Here is a 15,136-nt window from a genome sequence, read left to right on the forward strand (position 1 = left end):
TTGACAATGCTTTTTCCACAACCATCTTTTTAAAGCTACCAAATTAAGTAGTACCGTACACTATTGGCTACCTTACCACAAAGTACCTGTATCTATTAAATTTAATCCATAGTAACCTATGAAGGTTCTAATACTATTTTCAAATTAGAGGTGAATGAGATTAAGTGAAAAAGATACTTTATAGTATTTTTATATTAATATTAGTTTTAAGTTTCGAAACTATAAAAGGTGAGGCCTCCAGTACTTCTCTTTCTGTTGGGTCTGTTCAAATAGATAACGTTAAAGTATTAAGTTTACCTAAACAAGGTTCAACCGTTATTACAACTTTAAAAAGAGGTGAAGAATTTCCTGTTCTGTCCACTATAAAGGGAGATTCAACTACTGCGGGAGTCCATACTGTAGTTGTCGGGAACACATTATGGAAAATCTCAAACCAATATGGGATTTCATTGAGTCGGCTTCAGAAGACGAACAAGCTTACTACGACCCAAATTCGAATTGGCCAGAAATTAATAATTCCTCAGAATTACCAAGTATATACGGTTATTAAAGGAGATACTTTATGGAAAATTTCCACTAAGTACGGAGTATCTACTAATGATTTGATCGAATTGAACAATTTGCCTTCTTCAAACATACTGGAAGGGCAAAAGTTAAACATTCCTGACTATTATCTACAAGTTCAGTTGCTAGACGGTAAAAAAGGATGGGTTAAGAAATCACTTTTACAACAAAAAAATCAGGAACGAATTGTTATGGGTTGGAAGTATAGTGGGAGTTCCGAGAGCTATGCCCAACAATTGAACCATTCAAATTTAAATGTAGTGTCACCACGTTGGTATACTTTAAGCAATTCAGGCAATTTTGTTTCCATTTCAGCCGATACAAAATATCTGCAGGATGCACACAGCAAGGGCAAAAAGGTTTGGCCACTATTTGGGAATAAATTCGATCCTGACTTGACTGACGCAGTATTAAATAATGCTGCAAATCGTAAGAAACTAGTCATGGCGTTAAAGGACTCTTTAGTCCAAACAAAAAGTGATGGAATCAATGTGGATTTTGAAAACATACATCCGAAAAACAAGCAAGATTATGTTCTCTTCATAACCGAACTTAAAAAAGCTCTTCAACCTAATGGAATTAAAGTATCTGTTGACGTCACTCGAGAAAACAGCGATCCTTTTTGGTCTGGAAGTTTAGACCGCAAAGAGCTAGGTAAGGTTGCTGACTATATCGTTTTGATGGGCTATGACGAGCATTGGGGAAACAGCCCGATCGCGGGGTCTGTAGCTTCGATGCCTTGGATTGAAGAAGGTGTTGAGTTATTAATGTCCGAAGTACCCTCTCATAAGATCATCTTGGGGATGCCCTTTTATACAAGGGAATGGGTGACTAATTTATCGACAAAAAAAGTAAGAAGTATTGACCGTACAATGAATGAGGTCGAGCAAATTATCTCATCAAAAGGACTTAACAAAGTTTGGGATCGAAATACTCAGCAAAATTATGTAGAATATACAGCAAACGGAGAGAAGCACCAGATTTGGATTGAGGATAAACAATCCATCGAGCTTCGCGTTAACTTGGTCAAACAATATAACCTAGGTGGTGCAGCAGCATGGTATATTGGTTCTGAAACACCCGACGTTTGGGATGTATACCATTTCAACAATTAATTGTTTAGAGTTTTAAGCACCTTTTTTACAACCTGTGTCCGTTGACTCAGGTTGTTTTTTTAATTCTTCATTTACTTAGAGCTATCCCATCTGTAATATGCGCTAAAGCAATTAAACGGATAGGCATTTATAATGCTCTAAGGTAAAGTTTTAAAACATCTATCAGACGATTTCATGCTGTATGCTTTTGTAAGCATACACAAAAAAAAGATTGCCCAATTTAAAGGGCAATCTTTTCTTCCTCTATATTGTCAGTAAAAAAGGGGTTAAAAGTAACGCATAAATGTTTTTAGTTAAGGCAATATTTCTCGTCAATTGGTCTTCATCTTTATTATGATAGAGACACTATTACTTACCTTCTTCTTCATTTTTATTTCCATCATCTACATCATCCATCTCTTCACCATCATTTACTCCATTATCCTGGTCAACTCCGTCCCCACAACCAGCCACTCCGCCAAGCACTAACCCGCCTACTAGTCCACTAGCCAATAATTTCTTTTTCCAATCTGCCATGTTAGTTCCTCCTTTTAATGTGTTGAACGTTCTAACAAATGTCTACCCTTTGACATATATCTCTAAACAAAAAGTTACTTGGACGTTACCATCTTCATTATTCCATAAGAAAAAGCTGCCCTCTAAAGCAGCCGTTTCTTCAACTAAACACCAATAGTTGAAAAATAAATTTATTAAATTTTACCTGTTAGTTGAAGTGCAATGTTTCACAATCTGATTTAGTTTAAACCATTTGAGAAAAAAATAAAGTTGAGTAATATGCTTCAGCATTTTAGCCTTTATGAAAATTAGATTTTCTCCATCTATCCTGCTCCATTAATTCATTAATAAAGCTTTATATTACTCGAATTTAATAATTTAATTACTACTTAACTTTGTCTTCTTTAAAATAAATATTTCTCTTATAAAAGCCCCAATGGCTGAAGAGAGAAATATTATAGCTATTAGGTTTACGACTCTAACAAATGTATAGGGTGTGTAAATAACTTGAACGCTTTGACTAATTACCAATAAGCCAAAAATTAGAGACATCATTATAAGATATTTGGGCGTTGCTTCCCTTGGTTTACTCATTATCATCACCCCTAAATTACCTATTCTACATATGACTCACACTATCCTTCTTAAACCAACCTGCCTCGTTAATACAATTAAATTAACAAATAGAGCGTAGATTCTCCTGAATCTACGCCCTTTACTTTAAGAATATTTACATTGTTTAATATCTAAATAACATAGTAATGAACTCGTGACCGCCACCGATTGTCCAAAATAATATTAAGTCTCCACGCTTTATCTTTCCTGATTCGATTCCTTCATGAAGAGCAATAAAAGGACTGCTTGTACCAGTATATCCATACTTGTCTCCTACATAAATAAATTTTTCTTCAGGTATATCAAAATGGCTTTGAATTTTATCAATATTCACTTTAGCAAATTGAGATAAGCAGAACGCATCTACATCATCAATTTTAAGTTGATTTCTTTCTAGAATGGCTTCAAACATATCATACGTATAAGGGAGTGACATCGCTCCATCAAATGGCTGCCAAAGCATGAATTCTGCACTTTCACCCGCTTTATTTGTTTGAGATAATCCCTTTTGTGGATATAAAATATTGTTTCGGTTACTTGAGTCTACTTCAAACATCGCATCGATAAATCCTGCCTCATTCTCAGTCTTTTCTAATATAATAGCAGCAGAAGCATCCCCAAAGTTAGCATACGTCATTGCATCTTTTGGGTCAGCCACTAATGATAGATAATCAGAACCTACCACAAGTGCGGTATTAACATGTGGATTGGATTTCATATATCGGGACGCCTGTTCTACTGCAATTGACATACCAGCGCAATTTGCGTTCATATCAAAAATTACTGTTCCTTTTTTTGCTTGAATGGCATTATGAATGAACATAGCGTTGGTTGGAACAGTCACTTCAGGTACTTGAGTAGAAAAAACAATCATATCTACATCCTTACCTTCTAATCCTACTTTTTTCAACACTCGATTTGTTGCTTCAATCGCCATTGTAATCGTATTTTCTTCATGATTATCAATGACATAACGCTCTTTTCTTCCCATAATATTTAAGAAATTTGTAATATCATTTCCTTGTTTTTTAAAGTGTTCAAGATAAACATCATTGTTTACTTGTTTTTTTGCATGGTAAACATCCACTGCTTTAATTCTAATGTTAGTCATAGTCGTAAGAAACCTCTCGAATGAAATTTTAGTATTATATACAATTACATATCTTGTTATTAAGCTTAATCATTTTAGTACATTAAGTTACGAGTTTTGTTATGTAAATATCAAATAAAAAAGGCAGGATCCTTTAATAGCCCCTTACCTTTTTGTAAAAATTAATATTTTTGAATTACCTCAAACGTAGTTAGCCCTACATTATTCGCCAAGCGTTTTAATTGCATGGAGATTATAGCACTTTTCCTAATACCTACTTCTACTTTCTTAAATCCAGAAGATTTATAAAGTGCTAAACAATTTTCAAGATCTGGTATCATTTCTTTTGTCACTACATCCAAATCACTACAATTAAATTCCAAGACGAATTCGCTTGCATTTATTGATGATAACTTATTCTGATAATCATTAATAAATTGTTGAGCTTTTTCAGGAGTAAAAGTCCCGCTTACCATCATATCAACAGTTTTCTTAGCGAGATTTACGTTCATTGTGTAAGTTCCTTCTGCCATTATTTAAACCACTTCCTTATTAAAATCTGTGAAAAGTTGCATTTCGTCATTAGTTTAAATAGGAAATTTTTTTTAAAATATTAACCCTACTTTAGACGTAGATGCCGAAAAACTTCTCTCTTTAACTATCGTCATATAACAATTTTTGTTAATATCTATTCAATGTTTTTAAATATTCGAATTTAAAATTAGTGTTGATATAGTAAAATTCCATAAACTATATCACCTTTATCTACAAAAAAGGAAGTTGCACTTCTTCCATTCAATTCAAATTAATCAAGAAAAGGGAGCAAAAATTGTTTTAACTATTAACAATTAAGATTTAAAACAGATTTATTTGAGATGTAATAGTTCAAAAATAATTCTTATAATAAAGTAATTAACCACCAATTTGTGGTGGTTTTTGCTTTATACTTCTCAAACTAACCTTCACAGTAAGTTGAATAAGAAATAAAATTTTTTATCAAAAAGAAACAACAATTATTTATGGTTTCTATATTCGAAGTAAAAATGTGGTCAAAAAAACACCCTCTTATCTAGCGGGTGTGTGTTTCTTGCATTCAATTGGTGTATGTTTGGCAAAGTAATATTAAGAATCGACAAGCATAGAAATCATGTCCAATACATTGAAAAAAATGAGAATCTGTGGTAAATTTATATAGATATATGCCAAAAATAATAATGAGCATTATATCCCTATTATATATTATACAACATACTTTTTTCATTTGTCAATACCAATCTTTTTAAGGAGTGGTTGCTATGGGTTCAGAATTTCAGCAGGAGCAAAAACGAGTGGAAAGTGTAATTGAGACAATAACGGAGCGAATCAGCGGATTAGAGGAAGAAACTTCTCGACGTCGGAACGAACTAGTTAATATGCGCAAACACTTTTGGGATGAAGTCAAGGTGAATGTTGATACCTTCGACGATTATCTTGAGACCATCATCGGCTTGAGACAAGAGGCTCAGGCTCTATCAGTAAGCCAAAGCACCAATAGACATGTATCCAATAAATTATCCAAGCTTCGACGTATGCAAGAGGTTCCCTACTTCGGACGAATCGATTTCATTGAAGAAGGAGAATCTACTCAGGAACAATTTTATATTGGAATCTCCACACTTAAGGATGCAAGTGGCGAAGAATTTCTTATCTATGACTGGAGGGCGCCTGTCTCAAGTGTCTACTATGAGTACCAAACTGGACCGGCCAAGTATGCAACACCTGGGGGGGAAATCAAAGGCTTATTAGAGAAAAAGGGGCAATATCTAATCCGTGGCGGTGTTCTCCAATCTATGTTCGATACAAGTCTCACCATTGGAGACGAGATTTTACAACAGGTGCTGGGCAAAGGCACAGACAAACATATGCACAATATAGTAGCTACCATCCAACAGGAGCAAAACCGAATCATCCGTCATGATCGTGGGAGACTGCTCATTGTTCATGGTGCTGCTGGCAGTGGCAAGACATCGGCCGCCCTGCAGCGGATTGCTTTTTTGCTCTACAAATATCGAGATAGTATGACTGCTGATCAAATTATTCTTTTTTCACCTAATTCGATGTTTAACAGTTATGTGTCCAATGTGCTGCCAGAACTCGGAGAAGAGAATATGCAGCAGGTCACATTTCAGGAATACTTAGACCATCGACTAAGTAAAGAATTTCAAGTTGAAAATCCTTACGAACAATTGGAATATGTTTTAACTGCAACGAATACCCCTTCCTACAGACCAAGGGTTGCGAGCATTAGATTCAAAGCATCACTCCTTTTTTTCAGAGCAATTGAATCATATAGGAAGTCATTAGAGTTATCTGGAATGTTATTCAAGGATATAAACTTCAGAGGTAAGCCGATTGTTACTGCGGGGCAAATAGCAGAAAGGTTTTATAGTAACGATACTTCACTCCGATTTCATAATCGACTTGAAAAATTAAAGGATTGGCTAATTAAGAAAATAAATGAAGCTCAAAAGGCAGAACTAACTAAGCCGTGGGTACAGGAGAAAATCGAGCTGCTTAGCAACGAAGAGTACCATAAGGTCCATACCTATTTAGCGAAAAAACGCAGCTTTAAAGGAGAATCGATTGCCGATTATGAGATAGAGCCTGAAGCACTTGCCCAATTGATTGTTCAACAGAAATTGAAGCCGTCACGTAAACGAGTCCGAACATTTGATTTCATCGACATTAAGGGGATTTATATGCAGCTTTTTGCTGACCCCCTGCAGATCAAACAGTGGATAGAGGGTGAAACACCCGCGGAGTGGGCAGAGATTTGTCAAGCGACGTTGGAAATGCTAAATGAAGGCAAACTATCTAACGAAGATGCTACTCCGTTCTTATTTATGAAAGAGCTGATTCAAGGCTTTCAGTCGAACCGCTCCATAAAGCACATACTTATTGACGAGGGACAGGACTATTCACCGTTTCAATTCGAGTTTCTAAAGCGTTTATTTCCTTCGGCAAGAATGACTGTGCTAGGTGACTTTAATCAAGCGATATTCGCCCATGCAAGCGAAAAGGATGATTTTCACACACTTATGAACTTATACGGACAGGTTGAAACGGAAGTGATCAACATGACACGCAGCTACCGATCCACAAAACCGATTATCGAATTTACACGCAGACTAGTTCCTAACGGCGAACGGATTATTCCTTTTGAACGCGATGGTGAGCGACCTGTGCTGACACAATTGCTCGATCACACAGAACTGCACCGCTGCATAGCATCCAAAGTCGCGACTTTGCGAAATCTTGGTTATAACAGTATTGCTATAATATGTAAATCAGCTGAGGAAAGTAAGCGTGCATACGAAGCCTTGTCCAACATCGATGATATTAAGCTAGTGAAGAACGGTTCGATTGAATATGAACAAGGAGTTGTTGTCATACCATCGTATTTGTCCAAAGGCATCGAATTCGACGCTGTCATCATTTATGACGCATCAGAGGAAGTATACGGCGATGAGAGCGTTCGTAGAGTATTCTACACAGCTTGCACCAGAGCTATGCATTATTTGCAACTTTACAGTGTAGGTGAACCAACCCCATTATTGAGAAAAGTCTTGCGGGAAAGTTTTATCCAAGCTTGACTTAGTCGAAATTTTAACGATAAACACTTGTGACAATTACCTAATTAAGAAGAATATTAATCAGCCGAAAATATGTGAGTTTTTATTCACCACTTACATATTTTCGGCTATTTTGCATTTAAAAATACAGCCATCAAACTCAATACAATAATAATCAGTGAAGAGTCATATAAAAAAGTCCTGTCCTTATTTAACTAACCTGCTTCTTAAGTAAAAAAGCGACTGTTCCCGTTGAAACAATCGCTTCCGATTTACCCTTTAATTGACCTCGTTTTTTTCTTACTTATGAACCAAATTAATATCGTTAGAACAAGTAGTAGGACTGGAGTCAAACCAACATATTTCCAAGCATTATTTACCCCTGAAAAATAATATGCTATCGGTATGAATGTAATCGTACTAATTAGTAGGAATACCGAAGACTTTTTAACAATACCCACCAATAAAGCTGCAATTGAAACAAATAATGAAAGTTGCCATAATAACAACATTTTCGACCTCCATTTATCTTTTTCTTTCTTCCACTTAATCTGCCCAGTTAGTTCAATAAGAAAAAGCTACCCTTACAGGCAGCCACTTGTTCAACTAAAGCACCCGTTAGTTGATTAAGGATAATTTTAAATAGCAATATTTTTAGAAAATAAAATACGGTCTTGTCCAACACCAGCGTAATCAGTTTTTAAGGATACGGAAAAACCCATTGATTTATGAAATGAGATAGAACCCTCGTTAACTGGTGAAGTAATGCAACGGACAGTGCTACAACCTAAGTTTCGAACCTTAGCAAAAAACAATTCATATAGCTCTCTTGCTAAGCCGTTCTTCCTGAATTCTGGATTAACACCCACGAAGTGTATGTATGCTTCGTTTAAATTTGTTTGAGACACAAATCCAATTAAAAATGCGGATAATACTTCATTGTCTTTAACTATGAAACTTGTTGACTGGAAATGCTCGAAAAACAGGCGAGGTAACAAATGGGTCATCTCGCGACCACCCCACCAATCATTCAAAACATCCATTACTTTATAATAATCTTCTTCTGTAATGTTATGAGTTTGCATTAATACAACTCCTTTTTGTGCACATTTATGTTATAGATTCATATTAACATGAAAAAACAAATATTTTATTCTACTAAACGGCGCCTTTAGTTGAATAAAAAAAAGAGCTGCCTATTCCAGCTCTTTAATCTATTGCTAATGCCTCTGATAGTTGAAGAATGAAATTAAAACCTTTCTCCAAGTGATCCGTTCTCAAATTTAAATTTAGCCGTCTATTCAAAATTTAAACCCTAAGCGAGCCACGGAATCCCCTTGCAGCATAGTAGGAGTCTGCTCCATTGTGGTACACAAAGACAGTGTCGTAGCGACGATCACCAAAGACTGCCCCGCCGAGTTGTCTAATATTAGCAGGTGTTTGCACCCAGCTCGACGTTTTCAAATCGAAATTTTCAAGTTTCTGCAGCCCTCGGTACTGTTCTTCCGTTAAAAGTTCAATGCCCATGGCAGTTGCCATATCAATAGCGTTATTTTCTGGTTTGTGTTTTTTCCTTGAATCCAGTGCTTCACGGTCGTAACAAACACTTCTGCGACCTTTAGGACTTTCTGCTGAACAATCATAAAAAATGTATTCGCCCGTCTCTTTATCATGGCCAACAACATCCGGTTCACCACCTGTTCCTTCCATTTCATTGAGCGACCACAGTTTTTCAGTATTAGCTTCGAGCTTAGCTTGGACTTTAGCCCATTCAAGACCTTCATGGCGGTTCATGTTTTTCTCAAAACGGGCTTTCAAAGTTCTGAGTAGTTCCTCACGTTGTTCTAGTGACAACTCCTTATTTCTCTTTGTCATATAAGTTTCCCCCTTATTGTTACTCTAAATGGTTTAAGACTAAACTGTCCTTTAGTTGAATAAAAAAAGTGAGTTTTATTTATCAAACATTACTAATTTTTTTATCTTAAATATAAAATAATAAATGCGATAATACAAGGATAGGTAAATAAACACAACAGCATTCATATGTTCAACTAACTGTACATAAAAATTTTCACCTAACTTTACTTAAGCCTCTTTTGATTCTCTAACTTTACCATTCATCTTGTTAAACTAACCACAATGGATTTCTTAGATTTATTTGATTTTTTGGATGAAGAAATAGACCATCAAACTGATGGTCTTGTTTAACTAAAGCACCCGTTAGTGAAATATCAAAATTCAGGCTTACTACAAATTATAGTTGTATTGTTCCCTTTTATATTAACCCTCACAAAAGTCATCCTTCTTGATAATACATGGAATATAAATCATTCAATGTAACTTTCCCAATGCTAAACTCTGTTAACTGATTGTCTTTAAGAAACTCTACAATCGTTCCTAATTTCCTTGAATCATATCCACGAACATCTATTAAAGTAACGCCATTTGGTAATAATCGCACATTGGTTTTTGCAAACTCTTTTGATAACTTTTCTTTTATCTTCTCTGTCATTTCTGTTACCCGTACAGTCGTGATTTCTCTTTCTTCGAACCCTGGCGAAATGACATTAACTAGGATTAACTCACCATTTCTCATAAAAAAAATTCGATCTGCATATTTTTCTAAGTTATCTAATAAATGAGAAGCTACAATAACCGTTTTTCCTTCAGACTTCTTTTTAACGAGTATCTGTGAAATAAGTTCGACATGAGTAGGATCTAATCCGTTCATGACTTCGTCCATTAACATGATTTGGGTGTCTGATACAATTTGCATCGCAAAACAAAGTCTTTGGCGCATTCCCAAAGAATACGTACCTGTCTTCTTATTTATATATGACGCCATCCCTAGTTCTTTTATTGTACTGTCAATCAGTTTTGGGTTACTATTCCATATGGAGGAATAAATTTTTAAATGCTCTTTTCCAGAAATCTGATTATACAAGTCACTTTGGTCAGGCATCATGGATACTAGTTGATGGATTTTTACCTCATTCTTTTTGTTTGTATATTCCAACTCATTATTTAGTATAACTTTCCCACTATTTGGATTGATATAATTCATAATCACATTCATAAGCGTTGACTTCCCCGTCCCATTAGGAGCTACCAAACCAATAATTTCTCCTGGATTGAACAGCACAGAAACATCCTTTAAAATGTCTCTACTTGAAAATTGAACACCAATATTTTTTAATTCAATCATACCTTTCCTCCAAATCTTCAAACTACAATAGCTTAAATTTTTTATGATTGCTTATTAAGAAAGTGAGTAATAAAAAAATACACGTACATAATCCTATTATGGAGAGTCCAGTTCCAAAAGTGAGTTCATCTGTACCATAAAGATAGTTTCGATAACCTGAAATAATCTGTCCCACCTGAACATAGCTCGTTGGATACCATTGAACATCGCGAAATACTCCAATCCCTCTACTAAAGTAAGCAAATTCAACAATTACAACCACGCAACCTATCAATAAAGTTGCAAACTCGTATTTGAGCGTCACACTTACAAGTAGTAGCAATGAAATAATGAATAAAAACCAGATAACCAAAAATAGTACGTTTTGGATCAGGTATTCCCTAATCGTTATATTTGAAAATAATTCTTCAACAGAATGATAAATCGGAACTGGTAAGTTAAAATCACCAAAACCATTTTGGACACCAATTATCAATAGACCTACAGAAAGTGGAATAATTGCAAGGATACTCCCCACTAAGGAAACTGCTCCTTTTATCATCAACCTTATCCAATCTGAAAGAGGCAAACCTTGTAACAGTGTTGGATTCCTACGATCCTTTATGACGATATCGACTGTGAAGAGTATACAACTAACAATGAGAATAAATGGCAGGTAAGAGTGTAACTGACGTTGCAATGTTTGCAACGCAGTCCTTTCCTCGAAAACATTTATAGTTAAATCCGATTTCCCTTTTGTATACCCTTCGAACCGACTTGCAGAATACGAATACGCGAAGTGTCCATCTTCCCTCGCATAATTATTTCCATACGTATAATATCTCGGATTATAGTAGAGGAAATCACCTCCATAACGGAAGATTATCGCATCAGAGTATGCATACCACTTAAATGTAGCTTCTGCATACTCATTTAAATTGTGCTGTTTGATAGCTTCTAATCTTTCTTTGTCATATTCATTCCATTCAGGGAATATTTGCGCAGCAAATTTAGTTAAAGGGTGAGTCCCGTCATTTATCTCAACATTCTTTAGAAATTCTTCTCTCGTTAGGTAACGAGCCTCCATTTCACTTACATCTACTTTTTCAATAGGGTTATAAGCTGGAGCTATTTTTAGTGCATAATAACACGAGAAGAAAAGAAGAATGACATAAATTGCAATATTCTTCTTATTGAATATAAATTGAAGAAATTCAAACTTAAAATACGACCACATTATCTCACTCACCTTATACCTTCTTTAACTTCCCAGTAGTCAAGAATAACTTTATAGCGACTACCATTATAACTATGCTCAACGCGATATAAATAAGTCCATGTGTGCTATTTAAGAGTGCCGGGTTTGCAAGATCGAGTGTCTGACCGTTCAATAGGTTAGTAAAATTCAAGTAGTTAAATGGATTAAACGGAACAAAATTCATCATGTCCGGAAATAACATAGGAAAAATAAACAATAACAATTGCAAAAACAGTGTCAAATACATATTCTTCAATAAAACATTTAAAATTACAGATAGTAATATTGTAAAAATAGAAATACAAATCATATAAAGTACAGATACACCTATGTATTTATATATTGGATAAACTTCAAAACTACCATTAAAGATAGCAATAGGGTAGGATGGGTTTCCTAGTCCCTTAAAAAAAACTAACAACAGACTGCAAACAAATAACTCCAGAAGAAATACACCTACTATAAGCATGGATGAGATACATTTAGATAAAACGTACTTATCAAAGGATATAGGATAACCTTTAACTATAGACGTATGTTGGAATTCTTCTATCATGATCCCACAAGTATAAATACTCATGAAAATAAACCATACAGAACCTAGTACACCAAATAAAAAAGCAAGAAACTGAAAGAAAGATAGCGAATTAACGGATAACGAAATTCCCGTGTTCTTTACATACTGATAAAACACAAGATCCAATTGATTTTCTACCTTTGAAGGTAGATTACTTGCAACATCCTCATATCCTTCCATATGAAATGATTCCGTTCTTAAATTTGCAAGGTCGATCGCTGTTTCCAAATACAACTCAGGCCGATTCATTTTTAGTGCCATTCTTTGTTTAGATACATATTGTTGCTGAAGTACTAAATTCTTATATAAGTCGCTGCCATTCCCATTATCAGTAGCATCAACATTTTGAAATTTACTCAACGCGGAAGAAAGTGATTGATATTCACCCGCTTTTTCTTTTATTAAGTTTCCTAAATCCTCCGTTTTCACAAATAAAATTAATCCAAAAACAAATGCTGCCAAGATAATACTAGCTAAAATATTTTTCTTATTTGATTTCTCTAAAATAAAATTAGTCTTTAATATCTTCCACATAGGCATCCCCCAAATACTGTCCTAGCAGTCAAAATGTTTAGACCGCTTAATATAGAAAGTAACACCAACAAAGTTTCATACTTAATAAATTCGCCTTGCACATAAAATATCCCTTTAGATAGTTGGAAATTTTATGATATTCTCCTTCCTTCTTCCATTAATACTGCCGCTAGCTCTGATAATAAGTCGTCTATTATTGGTAGTATTTATGTATAAACGAATTGAAATGGTAAAAAAAAGAACGGTTATATTAATTACCGTTCTTTCATATAGGATTCTACTTATTAATTTAGATTTTAAATGTCTGGACTATGCAAGGTTCGTCATCAATTAATTGATTCTTTTCTTCAAAATCAATATTAAATACTTTGAATATCTTTCTCCAAAAGGATACGGCAGGGAGATTATTTACAAGTTCAATAACATAGTATTGACCTTTTTTGGTTTCAAATAACTCTTTAACTGCCTGTATTCCATAGCCCCTCCCTTTGAACTTATTTAGAATAAAGATATCATTAATGCAGAAATCGCTTTCTTTTTTTAAAAATGGTCTTTCCAAAAGAAGTATAAAGCCAATTATGTTGCCTTCAGATTCGATGAAATAAGGAGAAATACCCTCATTTGTCCAAAACAAATAGAGATCTTCGTAATCAAAGAATCCATTTTCATTGATAGTAATGTTTGGTGTGAACATAGAAAGGTCATGAAGATAAAAAGAATATAAGTTTTGTAAAATTGTTTTCTCGTTTTCATAAACTTCACGAAGTGTAACAGACATCTAAAAACCCCCTAGCATTTCTTTTAACTATAGCTCAATGTGTTTGATGTAGAAATAGTTAAATTAAAACGGAGATGAAATAATAACATCTAGATTTCATTAATCGTTTTTGTAATTGTTGCTCTATACTCTTGGTTTGTATATCTATAAATCCCGTAATACAAAATATATTAAAACAAAATGTTGACAATTGTTTTGAATTTATGTTAAATTTATTTCGAATTAAAGATATTTTAATTAAAGGTAAAATAATTTGTAAGAACGAAAATTTTTTAAATATATATCTCGAATCCGAGGTAAAATATATTCTATTTTATAAAAAATATCTCGATTCAAATTTCCGTTGTACTTACTTAGTAGGAACACGTTTCGACAGAATATTAATTGGTCATACTAGTATAAAGAACCAACCTGGCATAATCCATCATAGATTATGTCGATCAAACAATAACCATTAAAGGGGGTGAGGGAAGAATTAGTGTGCTTATTTTGTAGAATACAATAAGTTTTACATAATGCACATGTTTCCTTCCATGCAAGCGATTATGTGGTGTAATCGAATGAGAGGTATGTAAATCGTTACTATAACCACTATTAGTATGACCCATCTATACAGTAAGAAACACAATGAATTTAAGAAAGCATATGAGGTAGAACAATGAGTTTTTTTAGAAAATTTTTTGGATTAGACACTAAAGAAGAACAAATAGGAGGAAATGACATGTTGAAAATTGGAATAGTTTTAGGAAGTACACGTGAGGGACGCGTTAGTCCACAAGTAGGAGAATGGGTAAAAGAACTAGCAGACAAGCGTGGAGACGCTGAGTACGAAATCATCGACATTGCAGAATTTAAGTTACCACTTTTAGGTGAACCAGGTGGCGATGCTTCAGGTGCAGCAGCTTGGAGTGCAAAAATCAATGGTTGTGACGGATTCGTATTCATCGTTCAAGAATATAACCACTCCATTACCGGCGCATTAAAAAATGCTTTAGACTACTTACGAGATGAGTGGAATAACAAAGCAGCTGGTATCGTATCATATGGTTCCGTAGGTGGTGCTCGTGCAGCAGAACATTTACGTGGCATTTTAAGTGAATTGCTTGTAGCACATGTTCGCGTTCATCCAGCACTATCCCTCTTCACTGACTTTGAAAACGGTACTGTATTTAAACCAAAAGCTGTACAAGCTGATTCAGTAAACCAAATGCTAGACCAAGTTATTCCTTGGACTAATGCACTAAAAACTGTTCGTAAGTAATTTAATAGTTTAAATTGTTACACTTCACAAAATGTGTATGGCGTGGGTATCGAA

The 15,136-nt window shown here is 34.6% G+C and carries 13 protein-coding genes; 3 read left to right on the forward strand and 10 right to left on the reverse strand.

The annotated features are described in order from the left end of the window. Positions 1 to 164 precede the first annotated feature (164 nt). A complete protein-coding gene (locus P2Q73_RS12920; protein WP_275787847.1) occupies positions 165 to 1,679 on the forward strand; it encodes a glycosyl hydrolase family 18 protein in 1,515 nt (504 codons plus the stop codon). Between the two features lie 348 nt (positions 1,680 to 2,027). Here P2Q73_RS12920 and P2Q73_RS12925 read toward each other — a convergent pair whose 3' ends face one another. The 3 genes from P2Q73_RS12925 to P2Q73_RS12935 form a co-directional block, all read right to left on the reverse strand. Continuing rightward, positions 2,028 to 2,195 (reverse strand): hypothetical protein, encoded by a 168-nt coding sequence (locus tag P2Q73_RS12925; RefSeq protein ID WP_172794362.1) that lies wholly within the window; start codon positions 2,193 to 2,195, stop codon positions 2,028 to 2,030. 718 nt (positions 2,196 to 2,913) lie between these two features. Continuing rightward, a complete protein-coding gene (locus P2Q73_RS12930; RefSeq protein ID WP_056830800.1) occupies positions 2,914 to 3,900 on the reverse strand; it encodes a ketoacyl-ACP synthase III in 987 nt (328 codons plus the stop codon). 161 nt (positions 3,901 to 4,061) lie between these two features. Beyond that, positions 4,062 to 4,412: a hypothetical protein gene (locus P2Q73_RS12935; RefSeq protein ID WP_056830803.1), complete on the reverse strand. Its 351-nt coding sequence runs from the start codon at positions 4,410 to 4,412 to the stop codon at positions 4,062 to 4,064. Positions 4,413 to 5,174: 762 nt separating this feature from the next. On the opposite strand from P2Q73_RS12935, the gene helD reads away from it, so the two are divergent. Continuing rightward, positions 5,175 to 7,511, forward strand: a complete 2,337-nt coding sequence (helD, locus tag P2Q73_RS12940; RefSeq protein ID WP_275787854.1) for an RNA polymerase recycling motor HelD — start codon at positions 5,175 to 5,177, stop codon at positions 7,509 to 7,511. A gap of 251 nt (positions 7,512 to 7,762) precedes the next feature. Here the strand turns inward: helD and P2Q73_RS12945 are convergent, their stop codons facing one another. From P2Q73_RS12945 to P2Q73_RS12975, 7 genes are all read right to left on the reverse strand, one after another. Beyond that, complete coding sequence (locus P2Q73_RS12945; RefSeq protein WP_056830807.1) at positions 7,763 to 8,002, reverse strand: hypothetical protein; 240 nt, start codon at positions 8,000 to 8,002, stop codon at positions 7,763 to 7,765. 126 nt (positions 8,003 to 8,128) lie between these two features. Next, positions 8,129 to 8,575 carry a GNAT family N-acetyltransferase gene (locus P2Q73_RS12950; protein ID WP_056830809.1) on the reverse strand — a complete coding sequence of 149 codons (447 nt, stop codon included), beginning with the start codon at positions 8,573 to 8,575 and terminating at the stop codon, positions 8,129 to 8,131. Positions 8,576 to 8,798: 223 nt separating this feature from the next. After that, on the reverse strand, positions 8,799 to 9,365 hold the full coding sequence (locus tag P2Q73_RS12955; protein ID WP_275787858.1) for a DUF4256 domain-containing protein: 567 nt from the start codon (positions 9,363 to 9,365) through the stop codon (positions 8,799 to 8,801). A 421-nt stretch (positions 9,366 to 9,786) separates the two neighbouring features. Further along, positions 9,787 to 10,695 carry an ABC transporter ATP-binding protein gene (locus tag P2Q73_RS12960; RefSeq protein WP_275787860.1) on the reverse strand — a complete coding sequence of 303 codons (909 nt, stop codon included), beginning with the start codon at positions 10,693 to 10,695 and terminating at the stop codon, positions 9,787 to 9,789. A gap of 22 nt (positions 10,696 to 10,717) precedes the next feature. Next, positions 10,718 to 11,911, reverse strand: a complete 1,194-nt coding sequence (locus P2Q73_RS12965) for a bromodomain-containing protein (RefSeq protein WP_275787862.1) — start codon at positions 11,909 to 11,911, stop codon at positions 10,718 to 10,720. 13 nt (positions 11,912 to 11,924) lie between these two features. Continuing rightward, on the reverse strand, positions 11,925 to 13,043 hold the full coding sequence (locus P2Q73_RS12970; protein ID WP_275787865.1) for an ABC transporter: 1,119 nt from the start codon (positions 13,041 to 13,043) through the stop codon (positions 11,925 to 11,927). 289 nt (positions 13,044 to 13,332) lie between these two features. After that, positions 13,333 to 13,821 (reverse strand): GNAT family N-acetyltransferase, encoded by a 489-nt coding sequence (locus tag P2Q73_RS12975; protein WP_275787868.1) that lies wholly within the window; start codon positions 13,819 to 13,821, stop codon positions 13,333 to 13,335. Positions 13,822 to 14,479: 658 nt separating this feature from the next. Between P2Q73_RS12975 and P2Q73_RS12980 the strand changes: the two genes are divergently transcribed. Further along, complete coding sequence (locus tag P2Q73_RS12980; RefSeq protein ID WP_053591412.1) at positions 14,480 to 15,082, forward strand: NADPH-dependent FMN reductase; 603 nt, start codon at positions 14,480 to 14,482, stop codon at positions 15,080 to 15,082. Positions 15,083 to 15,136: the final 54 nt, after the last annotated feature.

The organism is Bacillus sp. Cr_A10 (assembly GCF_029222665.1).
Classification (GTDB): Bacteria; Bacillota; Bacilli; order Bacillales_A; family Planococcaceae; genus Psychrobacillus.

Coding starts and splice junctions, on each gene's coding strand:
- P2Q73_RS12970 (WP_275787865.1), bottom strand. CDS start 13,043: ATGTGGAAGATATTAAAGACTAATTTTATTTTAGAGAAATCAAATAAG.
- P2Q73_RS12975 (WP_275787868.1), bottom strand. CDS start 13,821: ATGTCTGTTACACTTCGTGAAGTTTATGAAAACGAGAAAACAATTTTA.
- P2Q73_RS12935 (WP_056830803.1), bottom strand. CDS start 4,412: ATGGCAGAAGGAACTTACACAATGAACGTAAATCTCGCTAAGAAAACT.
- P2Q73_RS12960 (WP_275787860.1), bottom strand. CDS start 10,695: ATGATTGAATTAAAAAATATTGGTGTTCAATTTTCAAGTAGAGACATT.
- P2Q73_RS12930 (WP_056830800.1), bottom strand. CDS start 3,900: ATGACTAACATTAGAATTAAAGCAGTGGATGTTTACCATGCAAAAAAA.
- P2Q73_RS12955 (WP_275787858.1), bottom strand. CDS start 9,365: ATGACAAAGAGAAATAAGGAGTTGTCACTAGAACAACGTGAGGAACTA.
- P2Q73_RS12945 (WP_056830807.1), bottom strand. CDS start 8,002: ATGTTGTTATTATGGCAACTTTCATTATTTGTTTCAATTGCAGCTTTA.
- P2Q73_RS12950 (WP_056830809.1), bottom strand. CDS start 8,575: ATGCAAACTCATAACATTACAGAAGAAGATTATTATAAAGTAATGGAT.
- P2Q73_RS12980 (WP_053591412.1), top strand. CDS start 14,480: ATGAGTTTTTTTAGAAAATTTTTTGGATTAGACACTAAAGAAGAACAA.
- helD (WP_275787854.1), top strand. CDS start 5,175: ATGGGTTCAGAATTTCAGCAGGAGCAAAAACGAGTGGAAAGTGTAATT.
- P2Q73_RS12965 (WP_275787862.1), bottom strand. CDS start 11,911: ATGTGGTCGTATTTTAAGTTTGAATTTCTTCAATTTATATTCAATAAG.
- P2Q73_RS12925 (WP_172794362.1), bottom strand. CDS start 2,195: ATGGCAGATTGGAAAAAGAAATTATTGGCTAGTGGACTAGTAGGCGGG.